The sequence below is a fragment of the Streptomyces sp. DSM 116795 genome (genome assembly GCF_055792905.1).
On record NZ_CM147707.1, the window covers coordinates 4,470,337 to 4,487,534 of the forward strand.

Sequence of the window (17,198 nt, forward strand, 5' to 3'; positions counted from 1 at the left end):
TGACACAGCCTGCACAAAATGCGCGATGGCTCTTGCGCGAAACACGCAATCGTGCCACCTTTTTCCGGAACGAAACACGCCGTACAACTCCAAGCCCCGCGCCCCAGGGCGGCGGCGCCACCTTCGGCATCTTCATCGGTGTGGGGCGCGCAGGCCCCGCAATCTCGTCGCTCTTCACTGGAAGGAGCCGCGTCCGTGAACACCGGCACAGCCTTGCCGAACGTCCCCGTTCCGCTCTCCCGGCTCGTCCTGGGCACGATGACCTTCGGCGACACCGTCGACGCCAAGGGCGCCGCCGCCATGCTGGACGCGGCACTCGCAGCCGGCGTCACCGGTGTCGACACCGCCAACGGCTACGCGGGCGGGGAGAGCGAGCGCATCCTCGCCGGACTGCTGCCCGGCCGCCGTGACCGGATGGTGCTGGCCACCAAGGCCGGCATCCCGCACCCGGACCAGGGCGGGCACGCTCCGCTGTCCGCCGCGGGTCTGCGAGCCGCCCTGGAAGGCAGCCTGAAGCGGCTCGGCACCGATCACGTCGACCTCTTCTACCTGCATCAGCCCGACCGGGCCACACCGCTCGCCGAAACACTCGCCGCCGTGGCCGACTTCGCGAACGAAGGCAAGATCCTCGCTCTCGGCGTCTCCAACTACGCGGCCTGGCAGATCGCCGAACTCACACGTGTCGCCGACGAGACGGGCGCTCCCCGCCCGGTCGTCGCCCAGCAGCTGCACAATCTGCTGGCCCGCCGCATCGAGGAGGAGTACGTCGAGTACGCGGCAACCAGTGGCCTGCGCACCATGGTCTACAACCCGCTCGGCGGGGGGCTGCTCACCGGCCGCCACCGCTTCGACCAGGCCCCCGCGAAAGGCAGGTTCGGCGACTCCAAGGTCGCGGCGATGTACAAGCAGCGCTACTGGGACGAGCGCCTCTTCACCGCGGTCGGCCAACTGACCGGCATCGCCGACGGCGCAGGCCTCCCGCTCACCGAACTCGCCCTGCGCTGGCTGGTCGGCCGCCCCTCCACCGACGCGCTCCTGCTCGGCGGCTCCCGGACCGGGCATCTGCGCGCCAACATCGACGCCGCACAGGCGGGACCGCTTCCGGCGGACGTCGCAGCGGCCTGTGATGCCGTGGGAGCGGCACTGCGCGGTCCCATGCCCGCGTACAACCGCTGACCGCACACAGAGAGAAGGAGCTAGCCCTCTCATGACTCCCGCCCAGTTCACGGCGGCCCTCCGCGCCCGCAGGCAGCTGATCGGCTACTGGTCGCTCCTCGACGCGCCTGTCGCAGTCGAACGTCTCGCACGCGTCGGCTACGACTACATCGCCCTGGACGCCCAGCACGGCCTCTTCGGCTATCAGGGCATGCTCAACAACCTGATGGCGATCGACACCAAGGGCAGCACCGCCGTGGGCATGGTCCGCGTCGAAGCCAACGACCCCGCGCCGATCGGCCGGGCACTGGACGCGGGCGCGATGGGCATCATCGTCCCCCTCGTCGACAGCGGCCAGGACGCCGCCGACGCGGTCGCCGCCGTCCGCTACCCACCGCTCGGCAACCGCTCCTACGGGCCGATGCGCTCCGGCCTGCGCATCGGGCCCGACCCCGCGGAGGCCCACGACCAGACCGTCGTACTCGCCATGATCGAGACGGCGGACGGCCTCGCCAACGTCGAGGAGATCTGCGCCAGTCCGGGCCTCGACGGCATCTACGTCGGACCGTCGGACCTGCGGCTGGCCATCGGCGGCGCCACCTCCACCGACCCGGCCGTCGCCGGTGAGTTCGAGACCACCCTGGTCACCGTACGAGAGGCCGCCGCAGCCGCCGGAATCGCCGCCGGCATCCACAACCCGGACGGCGCCAGCGCCGCCAAGCGCATCGCCGAAGGCTTCACCTTCGCCACCGTCGCCAGCGACGTCGTCCACCTCGAAAACTCCGCCCGGCAGCATCTGACCGCCGCCCGCGACACCGAGGGCCCCCGGTGACGTGCCGCCGCCCGGACCCCGACCCCACGGACCGGGAATCCGGCCCATGACGGCCAGGCCGGCGAGCTGCACGAGGCGGTCGCCTCAGGTCGCCTGAGGCCGCCCTGACCAACTCCGTCACCCTGCCGACATCTCCGCGAAGGACGAACCAGTGAGCAAGCTGCGTGTGGCCGTACTCGGCGCGAAGGGACGCATGGGCTCCGAGGCCGTACGGGCCGTCGAGTCCGCCGACGACATGGAGCTGGCCGCCTCCCTCGGCCGGGGCGACAGCCTCGACGCGCTCACCGGCTCGGACGCCGAGGTCGCTGTGGACCTGACGCACCCGGACGCCGTCATGGGCAATCTGGAGCACTGCGTCACACATGGCATCCACGCCGTCGTCGGCACCACCGGCTGGACCGACGAGCGGCTGCGCACCGTACGCGGCTGGCTCGACGCCTCGCCGGGCACGGGCGTGCTCATCGCTCCCAACTTCGGCATCGGCGCCGTACTGATGATGCGCTTCGCACAGCAGGCAGCGCGCTTCTTCGAGTCCGCCGAGGTCGTGGAGCTGCACCACCCCGGCAAGGCCGACGCTCCGAGCGGGACTGCCGTACGCACCGCGCAGCTCGTCGCCGAGGCCCGGCAGGAGGCCCGGCTGCCCGCACAGCCGGACGCCACCAGTACCGCCCTGGACGGTGCGCGCGGCGCGGACGTCGACGGCGTGCATGTGCACGCGCTGCGGCTGAGCGGACTCGTCGGGCACCAGGAGGTGATCTTCGGGGGCGAAGGGGAGACGCTCACCATCCGGCACGACTCGCTGCACCGCAGCTCGTTCGTGCCCGGTGTGCTGCTGGGAGTGCGCCGTATCGGCTCCGCACCGGGGCTCACCTACGGACTGGAGAACTTCCTCGACCTGGACGGGTGACAGAGGGCGGGTTGAGATCACGTATTTCACGCTCGCGGCAGTGCTGATCGGCTACTTCGTGCCGGCCGGCAGACGCGGCGTGCTGCTGATCGAGCAAGGCACTCCGGTCACCGTCGCCTTGGGTCTCGCGGTCTTCGTCCTGCCAGAACCCGACCGGCCCACCCGGCCCGGGCGGCCCCTACCGCAGCCGTGCCGCGAAGCTCCGCCCGTACGCGTGCCGGGTGGTGACCTCGATACGGGTGGCGCCGGGCGGCCAGGTGACGCGGACACCGTCGTCTGCGGAGACCGGGCGCAGGGAGCGGCCGTGCAGGGTGACGGTGACCATGTCGCGTTCGGTGGTCGGATCCGCGACGGCGACCGCGGTGATGCCGTCGCCGCCGCGCCGCACGAGTACCGACGCGGGACCGTCTACGGCGAGCGGCCCGGCGGTGTGGGTGCCGGGAGCGAAGGTGTTGGCGGCGAGCAGACCCAGGCTGGGCCGAGCGATCGCCTGGAGGTCCGGGGTGTTGGCGAGGACCGCCAGCGGGCCGTGCGCGTAGCGGAGCAACTGCCGTTCGGTGGCGCCCGGCACCAGGGCGTAGGCCAGGGTGCCGGCGGGCGCGCCGGGCGGCTGCTCGTAGACGACGCTGAAGACCTGCTTGGTGATCCGGGTGTCGGGGTTGGCGGCGTTGACGTCCTGGCGGCTGCGGGTGACGGTCTCAAGCGTGACGCTGGGCCGGGGGCCGCGAGGTGCGCCCGGGGCATCGAGGAAGACGTAGCCGACGGCTGTCTTCTCGTCGGCGTTGGCGTAGCGCAGCCAGGCGAGTGGCGCCGCGCCGGGGCGCCGCCAGCGCGTGCCGTCGCGCAGGCGTCCCGTGACGGAGATGCTGTCCGACTCGGCGGCGATCCGGCTGTCCACCGTGGTGGTCACCGCCCGGCCCGCCGGGTCGTCCACCCCGGCCGCCAGCACCACGATCTCGTCGTCCAGCAGGAACCACGACTTGGTGGCGCGGGCGTTGCGGTAGGCCACGAAGTCGTCCGGAAGCCGCCCGGCCTGCTTCGCCGCGTAGGCGACGTCGTCGGACTGGACCAGCGACGCCGTTCCGTAGGTGCCCAGCGTGGCGCCGCCGGAGTGGGAGCCAGTGCCGCACGGGAAGTAGACATAGGTGTTCTGCTTCTCGGACGAGGAGGTGAACCCGGCGTCCGGGTTGTCGTACCACAGGGCGCCGTACAGCTCGGGGATCGTCTTGCGGGTCTCCACCGGGGCGGTGACACCGGCCAGCCGGTACGGGGAGACGGCCGTGAAGTAGTCGACGCCGAAGGCATGCGTCTGGTCCTGCTCCGACAGATACAGGTAGTGGGCGCCGTCGCCCTGGAACCACGGCTTGAGGTTCTCGCCGCTCATGTACTCGTACTTGCTGATCCGCCGTGAGCTTCGCGCCAGCGCGAACGCCCAGCCGGGTCGGTGGTGGACGGTGCGGTCCATGGCGTTGAACGCCGTCGTGTACGAGGCGTCCCTGAGGTCACGGGCGGGGACGGAGCCGTCGGCGAGGATGTCGGCGTAGCGGGCGACGGTCACGGGGGAGACGAACGCGGTCGGGTCCAGTGGCGCCTTCGCGGCCTCGCGGACGAACTTCACATACCCCTTGAGAGCGGTGGCATCGTCGCCGGAGGAGTGGGCGGCGAGGTCGGTGACGGCCTCCAGCACGGTGGTCGCGTCGCCGTATCCGCTCTTGGCGCGCGAAGCTCCCCGGCCCTTGACCGCCTCCATCATCCAGCCCTCGAAGATCACCGGCGCGAAGCCGTCCACCACCCAGCCGCGCACGACCCCGGCCATGTCGTCCTGCGGCAGGTAGGCCGTGCCGTCCAGGATCTTCAGGGTCTGCACGACACGGCTGAGCAACCCCGTGCCGTACGTGCCGGTGTAGGCGACGGAGGCGTGCTGGATGAAGGAGCCGTCGGCGTAGAAGCCGTCCGTGACACCGTGCTGGAGGTTGTACGGGTCGATCGTGGCGAGCACGGTGAGCTGGTCGGCGACGGCCTTGCTGACCCGGGCGTCGTCGCCGAGGGCGGCGCCCTGCATGATCCGGTCGGTGGTGATGTCGGCGAGGTTGGCGCCGGTGTGGAAGCGGGAGTCGAGATCGACGTCGCCGTTCTTGCCGTTGCGCAGATAGCCGTCCATCGCGGCGACGTAGGTGGCGGTGAGGTCCGGGCGGTAGGCGGCGAGCTGGTCCCGCAGCAGCACCAGGACCTTGCTGACCTGCTGGGAGATGCCGATCTCCCAGTTGTGCCAGTTGCCGTAGTACCCCTTCGACTGGTCGCCGTAGTAGTGGTCGTAGAGCCAGGTCAGGCCGTCGATGACGCGCCGCTGGACGGCCTCGTCGCCGTGCAGGGGATTGTCGTCCGCTGGGGTGCGGGTGGCGAGCGCGATCTCGTAGAGGTACGCGAAGGACTTCGTCAGATTGGGGTCGCTGGTGCCGAGGTCGCCGAGCCCCTGGAACAGCTCGCCGTCGCCGGCCGCGTCCATCGCGTCCAGACGGTCCTGCGCGGCGCCGGTGATGGCGGTCACCTTGTCGGCCACCTCGGGACGGGAGTTGACCTGGGCGGTGCCCGCTAAGACGGCGACGGTGTTGCCGACGAGCCGGGCCAGGTCACCGGCCGTGTCCTTGGGGGCCGGGTCGTGCGGGGCGCCTGCCGCCCGTGCGCGCAGCGGCTCGGCGAGGGTGAGCAGCGCGCTCGCGGGAACCATGGTCAACAGGGCGCGGCGCGACAGCTCCATGGGGCGCTCCACTTTTCGACCGTATGCCGGAAAAGGCTCGCCGTATCCAAGCAACGGGGCACGGTGCTGTCAACGCGTCAGCACCACCGGCAGGAGTCCACACAGCAGGATGAGGGCGCCGAACCGGGCTTCCTGGCCGGACAGTCGGTGATCAAGGGTTCCTTCCGAGTGCCAGACGTCCGGGTGCCAGACGTCCGGGTGATGGTGACCTCGACGACCACCGCGCGGCGACGGTCAACGCGGCGTTCAGTTCGGTCAGTTGGCCATCTGGAGCCACCGGCGTACGGCAGCGGTCGCGGTGGTTGCTGTACTTCGCTGCTGCACTGCAATGGCTCCCGCCGCGTTGCTGAACGCACCGCCGCGGCAGGGATGTGGTCCGGCTTCTCCGTGGCAGCGGCGTTGTCAGACCCCGTGACTACGGTCGGAGTCATGACCGATCCGACGACCGACATGCAGCCCGATTCAGCGCCGAGGGAGGGCGGCCCGGTGGCTCCCCGCGCAACTGCGCCGCCGTCCGTCTTCGTCACCGATCATCCCGACGCCGCGGACGTCGCGCTGATCTCGGATGCGCTCGATGACTTCAACGTTCAGGAGACCGGCACCGATGACGGGCGTTCGCTGGCGGTGCTCGTCAGGGACCCGGCAACCGGACGAGTGGTCGGCGGGCTGACAGGCCGTACTTCGCTAGGTCTGCTGTTCGTGGACCTCTTCCATCTGCCTACCGCGCTCCGCGGCACCGGCCTCGGCAGCGAGATACTGCGGCAGGCGGAGGACGAGGCCCGCAGGCGTGGATGCCGCGCAGGGGTGCTTTACACGATCAGCTTCCAGGCACCCGGCTTCTACAGCAGGCAGGGCTGGCGCGTTCTCGGCGAGGTCCCCTGCGATCCCCCCGGAACGAGTCGTGTGTTCATGACGAAGGACCTGATGTAGCGCTCAGTCGGTGTGTACCGCGGTGTGCAGGCGCCGTTCGTGGCCGACCGTACGGACCGGGCCGGTGAGGTGAACCGTGCCGCGCAGGCGGATGTCCGTACTGGACGATCCGACCATGATGGTGATCTCACCGGGTTCGACGATGCGCAGCAGGTCCTGTCCGGTGTAAGAGAGCCGGTCGGCGTGCAGGTGGAAGGTGACCCGGCGCTGCTCGCCCACGGCCAGGGGGACGCGCGCGAATCCGGTCAACTGGGCCACAGGACGCGGAAGTCGGGCCACGGGGTCGGCGGTGTAGAGCTGGACGACTTCTGCTCCGGGGCAGTCTCCGGTGTTGCGTACCTGGCAGCTGATCTCCACCTGTCCGTCGGTGGGTATCTCCGCCGCGGTCAGGCGCAGATCCTCGTACGTGAACGTGGTGTACGACAGGCCGTGTCCGAAGGGGTAGGCCGGTGTGGGGTCGAGGTTGCTCACGCCCTGGCTGTTCCCGCCGAGCGGGGCGTGCAGGTACGTGCCGGGCTGGCCTCCGGGCGTCCGCGGTATCTGCACCGGCAACTTGCCCGAGGGGGTGACGCGGCCGGAGAGCACCCCGGCGATGGCCGGCCCGCCCTCCTCGCCGGGGAAGAAGGCCTGGACGACGGCGGCCGCGCGGTCGGCGTAGGCCCCGAGCGCGTAGGGCCGGCCGGATACGACGAGCAACACGACCGGGGTGCCGGTGGCCAGGAGCGCCTCGACCAACTCGCCCTGGACACCGGGCAGGGCGAGGTCCTCCACGTCGCATCCTTCGCCGGAGGTGCCGCGGCCGAAGAGCCCGGCGCGGTCGCCGACCGCTGCGATGCAGACCTTCGCGCGGCGGGCTTGGCTCACTGCCGCGTCGAAGCCGCTGCGATCGATGTCCGTGACGGTGCAGCCGCGTTCGTACGCGATCCCGGCGGCGGGCAGTTCGGCGATGAGCGCCTCCCGCAGGGAGCGCGTCTCGATGCCGTTGTCGTGGCCGGGGTGATGGGGAAGGACGTGGTTGGGGAAGGAGTAGCAGCCGAAGAGGGAATTCGGGTCGTCCGCACACGGGCCGATGAGAGCGATGGACGATGTGTCCGGGGCGAGCGATGTGTCCGGGGCGAGCGGCAGGATGCCGTCGTGGTTGCCGAGCAGGATGATGCTCCGCTCGGCAAGTTCACGGGAGATGGCCCGGTGTGTGGGTGGGTCGAGGTCGATCGGCTCCTTGCCGGCGCCGTCCGGGCTGAAGCCGGCGTCGAGCAGGCCGAGTTCGGCCTTCTGACGCAGGACGCGCCGCACGGCGCGGTCGACGAGTTCCTCGGGGACGACGCCGTTGCGAGCGAGTTCGGCGAGGGGTTCGCCGTAGCAGAGCGTGTTGGGCAGTTCCACGTCGATGCCGGCCTCCAGGGCCCGGGCGCCCGCCTCGCCGTCTGTCGCGGCGATCCGGTGCATCGTACGGAGGAAGGCGACGGACCAGTAGTCGGAGACGACCGTGCCCTGGAATCCCCACTCTTCGCGCAGGAGCCGGGTGAGCAGGAGCGGGTCGGCGCCGGCCGGGACCCCGTCGACGTCGGCGTAGGAGTTCATCACCGAGCGGGCGCCGCCGTCCCGCAGCGCCGTCTCGAACGGTGGCAGGATCACGTCGGCGAACTCCCGGCGTCCCATGGAGACGGGTGCGTGGTTGCGGGCGCCGCGCGAGGCGGAGTATCCGGCGAAGTGCTTGAGGGTCGCGATGACTCCGGCGCTCTCCAGGCCGCGCACATAGGCGGTGCCCGTCATGGCCACCAGGTAGGGGTCCTCGCCGAGCGTCTCCTCCACCCGCCCCCAGCGATAGTCGCGCACCACGTCCAATACGGGCGAGAGGCCCTGGTGGACGCCGACGCGGCGCATGCTCGTGCCGATCGCGTGCGCCATCCGCTCGACCAGGTCCGTGTCGAAGGCGGCTGCCCAGGCGAGGGCGGTGGGGAAGACGGTCGCGCGGTAGGCAGTGAAGCCGGTGAGGCACTCCTCGTGCGCGATCGCGGGGATGCCCAGGCGGGTGCTGTCGATCAACTCGCGCTGGAAGGTTACGAGTTGGCGTGTGCCCTCGGCTGGTTCGACGGGTCGCGTGCCGAACGGCCGGGTGAGATGGCCCAGGCCGTGCTTGCAGGCCGAGGAGGACTCGGCGTGGCGGGCGAAGAGGTCCTGCATCGGTGCGACGTCGCCGCCGATGCGCTCGACGCCGGGCCAGGCGCTGCCGAGTTGGGCGAGCTTCTCCTCCAGGGTCATTTCGGCGAGGAGCGACTCGGCCCTCTCGTCGCGCGGACATGCCGGATCGGACCAGCGTGTGGTCATGGTGCGTCCCTTGAGATGGCGGCGCTCGGGGCCGGGGCGGGAGTCGGGGCGTGGCTGGGCGGTGACGTCGTGGACGCCCGGACCACCAACTGCGTGGCGAGCTCGACCCGGTGACTGTCCAGGGGCCGCCCCGCGGCGAGCTGTAGCAGGGTGCGGAGTGCGGCACGGCCGATCTCGGCGAAGGGCTGGCGGACGGTGGTCAGAGGAGGGGCGGAGGTGGCGGCAGCGTCGGTGTCGTCGAAGCCGACGACGCTCACGTCCTGCGGTACGCGCAGCCCGCGGACCCGGGCGGCCTCGATGACGCCGAACGCTTCGGAGTCGTTGGCGGCGAAAACGGCCGTGGGCACGTCATCGAGACCGAAGAGCTCCATGGCGGCCTCGTAGGCGGGTTCGAAGTGGAAGGCTCCCACCTTGATGAGGCCGGGGTCGGGAGTGATGCCGGCGCTCCGGAGCGCGGCCTGGTAGCCGTGCAGCCGGGCGGTGTTGCAGAGGGCGTCGTGCTTGCCCTCGATCATCGCGATGCGCCGGTGACCGAGGCTCAGCAGGTGTTCGGTGGCGGCCATGCCGCCGCTGAAGTTGGTGGCGCCGATGCTCGGCACGCTCTCGTCGGGCACGCCCATCGGGTCGATCAGCACGAGGGGGATGCCGTTCTTCGCGAACTGGGCGCGCTGCCGGGGCGTCAGTTCGGAGGTCACCAGGATGACGCCCTCCCGCCCGGCGTTGGTGATCTTCCGGGACCAGGCGGCACCCGCCGGATCGTCGGGAGTCACCCCGATGACCACGTCGACACCGGCCTCCGCCGCGGCCTCGGTCACCCCTCGGGTGATCACCAGGTTGTTCGAGGCCACCAGTTTGTCGAAGGTGAGGTCGACGGTGCGGACCGGCGACCGGGAGCCACCCGGTCCGCGGGCGACGTAGTCGTGCTCGACCAGCAGCCGTTCGATGCGCGCCCTGGTCCCGGGGGACACGTCGCTGCGGCCGTTGACCACCTTCGACACGGTGGCCACGGACACCCCGGCCGCTTGGGCGATGCCGGTCAGGGTCGTCCGGCTCCGCTCGACGGCTCTCTTCGCCATGTTGGTCCTTTCGCAAATTACGAGGACGGTAGCGCAATCTTTCGGACCTGGTCCAGACGCCAACTCCTCTGTAAGTAGCTCCTGCAGACACCTTGACCCGGTCCTCGGCGCCTTCTACTTTATCGGCCATTGCATGCAGAGGTTTCGAAACTTTTCGGGCCGCCGATGCGTCTTCGAGCCTCTGAAGAGCGAAGGAGCTCACGATGGCCACGAGGATCCCCAGTCGCATCCTGGTCACCGCCTGCGCGGCGGCACTCGCCCTGACGGCCTCGGCCTGCGGCAAGAGCGGGCGCACAAGCGAGGGCGGCGGTTCCGGCGACGGGACGCTCGTGTGGGCCCTGAGCCAGGGAACCGAGGCGACGTTCCGTGCCTCCGCCAAGGACTGGAACAAGGCCCACCCCAACCAGAAGATCGACATCCAGTACTTCCAGAACGACCCCTACAAGCAGAAGCTCCGCGCGGCCGTCGGCGCCGGCAACGGCCCCGTACTGTTCGAGAACTGGGGCGGCGGGGTGCTCAAGAGCTATGTGAAGGCGGGCAAGGTCGCCGACCTCACACCCGAGCTGAACAAGAACCCGCAGTGGAAGAACCGCATCATCCCCTCGGTACTGGAGAGCACCACGTTCGGCGGCAAGGTCTACGGCGTACCGATCAACGGCGTCCAGCCGGTAGTCCTCTACTACAACAAGCAGCTGTTCGAGAAGGCGGACGCCCAGCCGCCGAAGACCTGGGACGACCTGCTCGCACTGGTGAAGAAGTTCAAGGCGCGGGGCATCGACCCGCTGTCCATGGGCGGCTCCTCGAAGTGGCCCTACCTGATGTGGCTGGAGTACCTCGTCGACCGCATCGGGGGACCCGAGGTCTTCGCGCGCATCGCCGCCGGCAAGAAGAACGCGTGGTCCGACCCCGCAGTCCTCGAAGCGGCCGAGAAAATCAAGCAGTTGACGGACGCGGGCGGCTTCGCCAAGGGCTTCGCGTCCGTCTCCGCCGACACCGGCCAGGCGGAGGCCCAGATGTACACAGGCAAGGCCGCGATGCTCCTTCAGGGCAGCTGGGCATACGCCAATATGCAGAAAGGCGCCCCGAAGTTCATCTCCGAGGGGCACCTCGGCTGGACCGACTTCCCGGCCGTCGAGGGCGGCAAGGGAGCGGCAGCCAACGTCGTCGGCAACCCCGCCAACTTCCACTCGCTGTCCGCCCAGGCCGGAGCCAAGGAGAAGAAGACCGCGGTGTCGTACCTCAAGGACGGCGTCTACAACGACGCCTACGTCGACCACCTTCTCGCCTCGGGCAACGTCCCGCCCGTGAAGGACCTCGACACCAAGGTCAAGCGCGCCAAGAACGCCGACTGGCTTTCCTATGTCTACGACATGACCCGTGACACGAAGAGTTTCCAGCTCTCCTGGGACCAGGCGCTGAGGCCCGAGCTCGGCAACGACCTGCTCACCAACCTCGAACAGCTCTTCCTCGGCCAGATCAGCCCGGCGAAGTTCTGTCAGCAGATGGACAAGGCGGCCAGTTGACCACCGGCAAGCCCAATGCGGCGCCCCGGCAGGGCGGTCCACCGTTCGTGATGGCGCTGCCCGCCCTCCTGCTGTTCGCCGTGTTCGCCCTCGTCCCCATGGCGATCGTGGTCTACCTCAGCTTCACCCGCTGGGACGGCCTGGGCAGCCCGTCATGGGCGGGGATCGAAAACTGGGAGAAGGCACTCAACAGCGGTGTCATCCGCCACGCGCTGGGCCTCACCCTCAAGTTCATGCTCCTGTCCTGGCTGGTGCAGACGCCCATCAGCCTGTTCCTCGGCGTCTTCGTCGCCGGAAGGCAGCGCTACCGCGCCCTGCTCGCGGTGTTCTACTTCGTACCCCTGCTCATATCCGCCGCCGCGATCGCGATCATCTACAAGAACCTGCTGGATCCCACCTTCGGTCTCGGCGCAGCCCTCGACCTGCCTCTGCTGAACCAGAACTGGCTCGGCGACCCGGAACTCGCCTTCTACGCAGTCGTGTTCATCATCGCCTGGCAGTTCGTGCCCTTCCATACGCTGCTTTACCAAGCCGGCGCCCGGCAGATCCCCACCTCGCTGTACGAGGCCGCCGCAATCGACGGTGCCGGCCGGCTGGCCCAGTTCTGGCTCATCACCCTGCCCCAGCTGCGCCACACCGTCGTCACATCCTCGACGCTGATGCTCGTGGGGTCGCTCACCTACTTCGACCTGGTATTCGTCCTCACCGGCGGCGGCCCCGGCTACGCCACCCGGCTGCTTCCCCTCGACATGTACATCACCGGCTTCCAGCGCAACGAGATGGGCCTGGCCAGCGCCATCTCCGTGCTCCTGGTCGCTGCCGGACTCCTCCTCTCCCTTCTCCTCGTCCGATTCTCAGGTTTCTCCCGCATGCGAAGTCAGCAGGCAGGTATGTGATGTCCGTGCTCTCCCGCACCCCCTCAACCGACCGGAAGGTCCCCGTACCACCGGAGAAGGAGACGTCCGCCGCACCGCCTGGAGGCCGCCTCGCAGCCATGCGCCGCACCAACCCGATCGGCGCGCTGGGCGGTCTGGTCTGGCTGCTGATCGTCATCGTCCCGGTGTACTGGGTGGTCGTGTCCAGCCTCCGCACCCGCGAGGGCTTCTTCGACGCCAACCCGCTCGCCGTTCCGTCGGACCCCACCTTGGAGAACTACCGGCAGGTCCTGGACAACGACTTCGCGCACTACCTGTGGAACAGCCTCGTAGTAACGGCGGGCGCCACGCTGCTGACCCTGGCGGTGTCCTTCCTGGCGGCGAACGCGATCGTGCGCGGAACCGGCCGGGCGCTGCGATGGACCTTCAGCCTCTTCCTGCTCGGGCTGGCCATCCCGCTCCAGGCCACGATCATCCCGGTGTACTACCTGATCGCCAAGGCTCACATGTACGACACCTTGGCGGCAGTCGTGCTGCCCTCCGCAGCGTTCGCGATCCCGCTGACCGTGATCATCCTCGTCAATTTCATGCGGGACATCCCCGACGAACTGTACGAGTCCATGCGCGCGGACGGCGCCGGGCACTGGCGCATGCTGTGGCACCTGGCGCTGCCGCTGTCCCGGCCCGCCCTGATCACCGTGACGATCTATGACGCGCTCAACGTCTGGAACGGCTTCCTCTTCCCGCTGATCCTCACCCAGAGCCCCGACAAGCGTGTCCTGCCACTGTTCGTCTGGAGCTTTCAGGGCGACTTCACCATCAACGTCCCCGCCATCCTCGCTGCCGTCGTCCTCTCCACCCTCCCGATCCTCGCCCTGTACGTCATCGGCCGACGCCAGCTCATCAGTGGCCTCACCGCCGGCTTCAGCAGATAGCGCCCTGTGGCCGAGGGACACGTCAACCGGATCAAGATGCTCCAACGGCAGATGTTCGGACAAGCCGGGTCGAAGTACTCCAGTTGCAGATCCAGTACGACCCGACCGCGAAAATCGCTGCTTGTCATGGATGTCAGGCGGGCCGACGCACACGGCTCCGGAGGCCGTTCGAAGTCCAGCAGTTTCCGCAGGTCAAAGCTCTAGGTGATGGCGTGTCAGCCCCCCTGGCCCACATCTGGCCCACGGGCTACAAGACCGCTGTTCGCGCCGTACGCCGAGCAGGGAGATTGGATTGGCAGGGCTGCTCACAGATGGGCGGTGTGGGCGGCGAATGCGGTGCCGGTCAGCCACTTTGACCGGGTCCGAGCGGCCCAAACGCCTGCAGAGGTTCTTGACATACTTCAGTTGGCAGCCGCTGCCGGGTCCAAAGTGCGGGGAACGACACCCACCGTCCCGGCGCTCCGTGGATGCGCCCGTCCTGGTCGGGCGCCCGACATGTCGGCTGCGGAGGGTCATCGAATCCTCATTGGCTCAGCGCCCGTCGGGGCCGGGCAGTTCGGACTCTCGCGTAGTCCGGCAGAGGGCTGACGGCCGCTCATGGGCCTCTGGGGTGTCAGGCACCACATGGACAGCCGCCTCCTCGGCGGAGGCGCCACCGTTGTCGACGCCCACGTCCCGGGCCCAGTAGTCGTCGCCGTCGTATCCTGCAGCCAGAACGTCCGTGTCCCAGCTGACGAGGCGTCCCGAGCGCTCGTCGCCGACCTGGTCGTCAATGAGCTCACCGTCTGTGCCGATGATGTCGCCCAGGCCGTCGCCCTCGTCGGATGCACTGACTTCCGGTGCCTCGCGCCTGAGCCGATGCGTGAGGTCCTCGTGGGCGGCGGCCTCCCTCGCAGTGACGCCCCAGCCGGTCACGGCGAGGGGCGTATTGGCGGGTGAGTAACCCCGGTCCAGGACATCCTCTCCCAGCTCGTCCTCGTCGTACTCCTCCTGCGAGCGCAGAGGATTGGACGCGGCCAGATCTTCGTAAGGCGGGAAGTTGTCGGGTGAAGTCATCACGGCTGCCTCCATTCCGTCGGAGCTCCGCGACATCTCGGTGATCAGTGATTGCGCGGCGAGAGGAAGCGATTCAAGCGGCCGGATGTCGACGAGGCGTCTATCAGGCACGGCTTCCCGGCAAGCCGGCAAGCCGTGAGCCCCAGCCGAGTGGTGAGGACGCCCCCATAGCTGCCCCGCCGCACTCTACGTCGCAGACCGGTCCCAGTTGCCAGGCTAGTCGAGGCCGATCAGCTGCACGTTTTCGGGATTCTCCTCGATGAACCCCGCGCCCTCGTAGTCGAACGGTCAGACGGAGGTCGCACCGCGTCGGGGCAGCACCCAATCTGCGCGAGGAAAATGGCAAGTGTAGCCATTTGGATACCTCTCCAGGTAGTCCTGGTGCTCGGGCTCAGCCTCCCAGAACGGGCCCGCCAGCTCGATCGTCGTCACCGCCTTGCCTGGCCAGAGGCCAGAGGCGTCTACGTCCGCGATGGCGTCGCGAGCGATCTGTTCCTGCTCCGGGGTGACCGGGAAGATGGCCGACCGGTAGCTTGTCCCGATGTCGTTGCCCTGGCGGTTCAGTGTCGACGGGTCGTGGATCTGGAAAAAGAACGCCAGGATGTCACGGTAGGTCGTCTTCGTGGGATCGAAGACGACCTCCACGGCCTCGGCATGACCGGGGTGGTTGCGGTAGTTGGCGTGGTCGTTCTCGCCGCCGGTGTATCCGACGCGCGTGTTCAACACGCCGGGCTGTCGGCGGATCAGATCCTCCATGCCCCAGAAGCATCCGCCGCCTAGGACTGCCGTCTCCGTCCCCGGGGTGCGCGTGATCTCTCCGGTGTCATGGATCCCACTCGTCATGATCGGTACCCCTCTACGTTGGTGGTGTTGGCCGTGTCGAACAGCGAGCGGTACTCGCCGTAGCCCTGCGCCTCGAGCTCGTCGGCGGGGACGAAGTGCAACGCCGCCGAGTTCATGCAGTACCGCTGACCGCCGGCATCGGCTGGGCCATCACCGAACACGTGTCCGAGATGACTGTCGGCCCCGGTGGACCGCACCTCCGTGCGGGGCATCCCGAGCGACCTGTCCGTCGCCGTGCGAACTGCATCGGAAACGACAGGCTTCGTGAAGCTCGGCCATCCGGTGCGGCTGTCGTACTTGTCGGTCGACGAGAACAGCGGTTGTCCGGAGACCACGTCCACGTAGATGCCGGGGTCGTGGTTGTCCCAGTACTCGTTGCGGAATGCCGGCTCCGTCCCGTCCTCCTGCGTGACACGGTACTGACTCTCGGTAAGGCGGCTCAGCGCCTCGGAAGTCTTCCTGTAGTCGCGTGACACGATGCCTCCTCTTCCAGCTTCGCTGGCTGCGACCTCACTGATGCAAACACCGGATGGAACCGTTTTTAGTCCCAGGTTCCTGGGGGTTTCATCCCGGGTCCGGGAGCAGGCCCGGCTGAGCGGCGGTGACAAAGTCGCCGCAGACTGCCGAGAATGTCTTATTCAGGTCACTGGCGGCCCTTGAGATTCCAGTCGTCACCGTCAACGGGCCTATCTAAGTGAACAGAGAGTCAGCATTGCTGGCCGACTCGGTGTAGCCGCGGACGTCGCCGTCTTCTCGGCTTCCCCCACCGTGAACGGCTCAAGCCCGGCATCCCCCCACCCAGTCTCGTTGCGAACGGCGTGCAACTTCAGGACTGGGAGCCCTATTTCAAGGAGGGCTCCGGCCGTGCCAAGCCGGTTGTTCTAATCGAACCGTGCGCGGAGGAGCGGCTCTTGGCCGACCAGCAGGGGCACGGGCTGACCTCAGAACTCGCAGTGATTCCGGGCTTTGTGGTGCTCACCTTCTGGCGACTACGGACCGTAGTCTCCTTCACGGCCCGAGACATCCATTAGGGCTGGCTGTGTGGTTCACGGGGCAGAGGCCGACGTTTCAATTTCGCGTGTCGAAAACGACATACCGAGACGACACTGGAACGACAGTCCGTTCACAGAGACCCTGATCGCCTTCGCCGAGCTGCCCGACGCCGCGGGCGCGTCCCCCGATCGGCCGAAAACAGGGGTTTCGTCATAGATGGCCGAGCGGCTCGGATCCAGAAGCGCGGGCATGGGAACGACGATGACCGAAAGGGTCGAGATGACTGACGATGTCCAGATCGCGAACCGTCGGCTTGACGCGACCGGGAACGAGGCGCTCATCGGCATGGCACAGATGGGCGCGGATGCGTTCGGATACACGGCGGAGCTGCTCATCGACCGCGGCCTCGCCCAGCTCCTGCGCCTGCGGGTCTCGCAGCTCAACAACTGCACCTACTGCCTCAACCTGCACTACAAGGCGGCGCGCGAGGCTGGCATCCCCCGGGCCAAGATCGACACCCTGACCGCGTGGTGGGAGACCGAGCTTCACTCCGAGGCCGAGCAGGTGGCGCTCCGCTACGCCGAGGCGCTTACCCGCGCAGCCGACACCGACGGCGACGCGACGTTCCAGCGGTTCCACGACGCGCTCGCTGCGCACTTCAGGCCGGCGGAGATGCTCGAGATCGTCGCAGTCGTCGTCAACATGAACGTCTGGACCCGCATCAAGCTTGCCGAGGGCGCGATGCCGGGCCCGGCGGAGTAGCTCCCTTTATTCGGGGGAGGTGATGCCCTGCGCGCCGTTCCCGGCCGACGGCCACGCGGTATCCCATCCCCCTGCACATATGCGTTCCCATTTCGATAGATTTCAGCACGCTCTTACCTTGGCGATCCGCGAGCAAATAGAAAGAGATCCTGAGCGTGGCAACCCGGCGGTCGCCAAGGCCGTGACAGAGGAATTTATTGGACGGCATTTGCTGATATGGAGAGA

Annotated in this window: 14 protein-coding genes; 8 read left to right on the forward strand and 6 right to left on the reverse strand. The window is 68.4% G+C overall.

Annotation, left to right across the window (positions count from 1 at the left end; translation table 11 throughout):
- Positions 1-195: 195 nt before the first annotated feature.
- The 3 genes from ACSMXX_RS19295 (at position 196) to dapB (ending at position 2,894) form a co-directional block, all read left to right on the forward strand.
- The gene (locus ACSMXX_RS19295; protein WP_473179947.1) at positions 196-1,176 is read left to right on the forward strand and encodes an aldo/keto reductase; all 981 of its coding nucleotides are present in this window, start codon (positions 196-198) and stop codon (positions 1,174-1,176) included.
- Positions 1,177-1,207: 31 nt separating this feature from the next.
- The gene (locus tag ACSMXX_RS19300; RefSeq protein ID WP_473179948.1) at positions 1,208-1,987 is read left to right on the forward strand and encodes an HpcH/HpaI aldolase family protein; all 780 of its coding nucleotides are present in this window, start codon (positions 1,208-1,210) and stop codon (positions 1,985-1,987) included.
- Positions 1,988-2,138: 151 nt separating this feature from the next.
- Entirely contained in the window at positions 2,139-2,894 is a 756-nt protein-coding gene (gene dapB / locus ACSMXX_RS19305) for a 4-hydroxy-tetrahydrodipicolinate reductase (RefSeq protein ID WP_473179949.1), read from the forward strand.
- Positions 2,895-3,072: 178 nt separating this feature from the next.
- Here dapB and ACSMXX_RS19310 read toward each other — a convergent pair whose 3' ends face one another.
- Positions 3,073-5,652 carry a polysaccharide lyase family 8 super-sandwich domain-containing protein gene (locus ACSMXX_RS19310; protein WP_473184860.1) on the reverse strand — a complete coding sequence of 860 codons (2,580 nt, stop codon included), beginning with the start codon at positions 5,650-5,652 and terminating at the stop codon, positions 3,073-3,075.
- Positions 5,653-6,081: 429 nt separating this feature from the next.
- Here ACSMXX_RS19310 and ACSMXX_RS19315 point away from each other — a divergent pair, with 429 nt between their 5' ends.
- Positions 6,082-6,582 (forward strand): GNAT family N-acetyltransferase, encoded by a 501-nt coding sequence (locus ACSMXX_RS19315; RefSeq protein ID WP_473179950.1) that lies wholly within the window; start codon positions 6,082-6,084, stop codon positions 6,580-6,582.
- Between the two features lie 3 nt (positions 6,583-6,585).
- Here the strand turns inward: ACSMXX_RS19315 and ACSMXX_RS19320 are convergent, their stop codons facing one another.
- Positions 6,586-8,910: a beta-xylosidase/alpha-l-arabinosidase gene (locus tag ACSMXX_RS19320; protein ID WP_473179951.1), complete on the reverse strand. Its 2,325-nt coding sequence runs from the start codon at positions 8,908-8,910 to the stop codon at positions 6,586-6,588.
- Positions 8,907-9,986, reverse strand: a complete 1,080-nt coding sequence (locus tag ACSMXX_RS19325; protein WP_473179952.1) for a LacI family DNA-binding transcriptional regulator — start codon at positions 9,984-9,986, stop codon at positions 8,907-8,909. Before ACSMXX_RS19325 ends, ACSMXX_RS19320 begins: the two co-directional genes overlap by 4 nt.
- A 203-nt stretch (positions 9,987-10,189) precedes the next feature.
- Between ACSMXX_RS19325 and ACSMXX_RS19330 the strand changes: the two genes are divergently transcribed.
- From ACSMXX_RS19330 to ACSMXX_RS19340, 3 genes are read left to right on the forward strand one after another with little or no spacing between them, the layout of a single operon-like run.
- The gene (locus ACSMXX_RS19330; protein ID WP_473179953.1) at positions 10,190-11,509 is read left to right on the forward strand and encodes an extracellular solute-binding protein; all 1,320 of its coding nucleotides are present in this window, start codon (positions 10,190-10,192) and stop codon (positions 11,507-11,509) included.
- Positions 11,510-11,559: 50 nt separating this feature from the next.
- Positions 11,560-12,405, forward strand: a complete 846-nt coding sequence (locus ACSMXX_RS19335) for a carbohydrate ABC transporter permease (RefSeq protein ID WP_473184861.1) — start codon at positions 11,560-11,562, stop codon at positions 12,403-12,405.
- Positions 12,405-13,319, forward strand: a complete 915-nt coding sequence (locus ACSMXX_RS19340) for a carbohydrate ABC transporter permease (RefSeq protein ID WP_473179954.1) — start codon at positions 12,405-12,407, stop codon at positions 13,317-13,319. The genes ACSMXX_RS19335 and ACSMXX_RS19340 overlap by 1 nt, the downstream gene beginning before the upstream one ends.
- A 531-nt stretch (positions 13,320-13,850) precedes the next feature.
- On the opposite strand, the gene ACSMXX_RS19345 is transcribed toward ACSMXX_RS19340, so the two are convergent.
- The 3 genes from ACSMXX_RS19345 to msrB all read right to left on the reverse strand — a co-directional run bounded on the left by ACSMXX_RS19345 (position 13,851) and on the right by msrB (position 15,694).
- Positions 13,851-14,375, reverse strand: coding sequence for a DUF5709 domain-containing protein (locus ACSMXX_RS19345; protein ID WP_473179955.1), 525 nt, complete (start codon positions 14,373-14,375; stop codon positions 13,851-13,853).
- Positions 14,376-14,663: 288 nt separating this feature from the next.
- Entirely contained in the window at positions 14,664-15,218 is a 555-nt protein-coding gene (gene msrA, locus ACSMXX_RS19350) for a peptide-methionine (S)-S-oxide reductase MsrA (protein WP_473179956.1), read from the reverse strand.
- The gene (msrB, locus tag ACSMXX_RS19355) at positions 15,215-15,694 is read right to left on the reverse strand and encodes a peptide-methionine (R)-S-oxide reductase MsrB (protein WP_473179957.1); all 480 of its coding nucleotides are present in this window, start codon (positions 15,692-15,694) and stop codon (positions 15,215-15,217) included. Before msrB ends, msrA begins: the two co-directional genes overlap by 4 nt.
- 733 nt (positions 15,695-16,427) lie before the next feature.
- Between msrB and ACSMXX_RS19360 the strand changes: the two genes are divergently transcribed.
- Positions 16,428-16,973 (forward strand): carboxymuconolactone decarboxylase family protein, encoded by a 546-nt coding sequence (locus tag ACSMXX_RS19360; RefSeq protein ID WP_473179958.1) that lies wholly within the window; start codon positions 16,428-16,430, stop codon positions 16,971-16,973.
- The last annotated feature ends 225 nt before the right edge of the window (positions 16,974-17,198 follow it).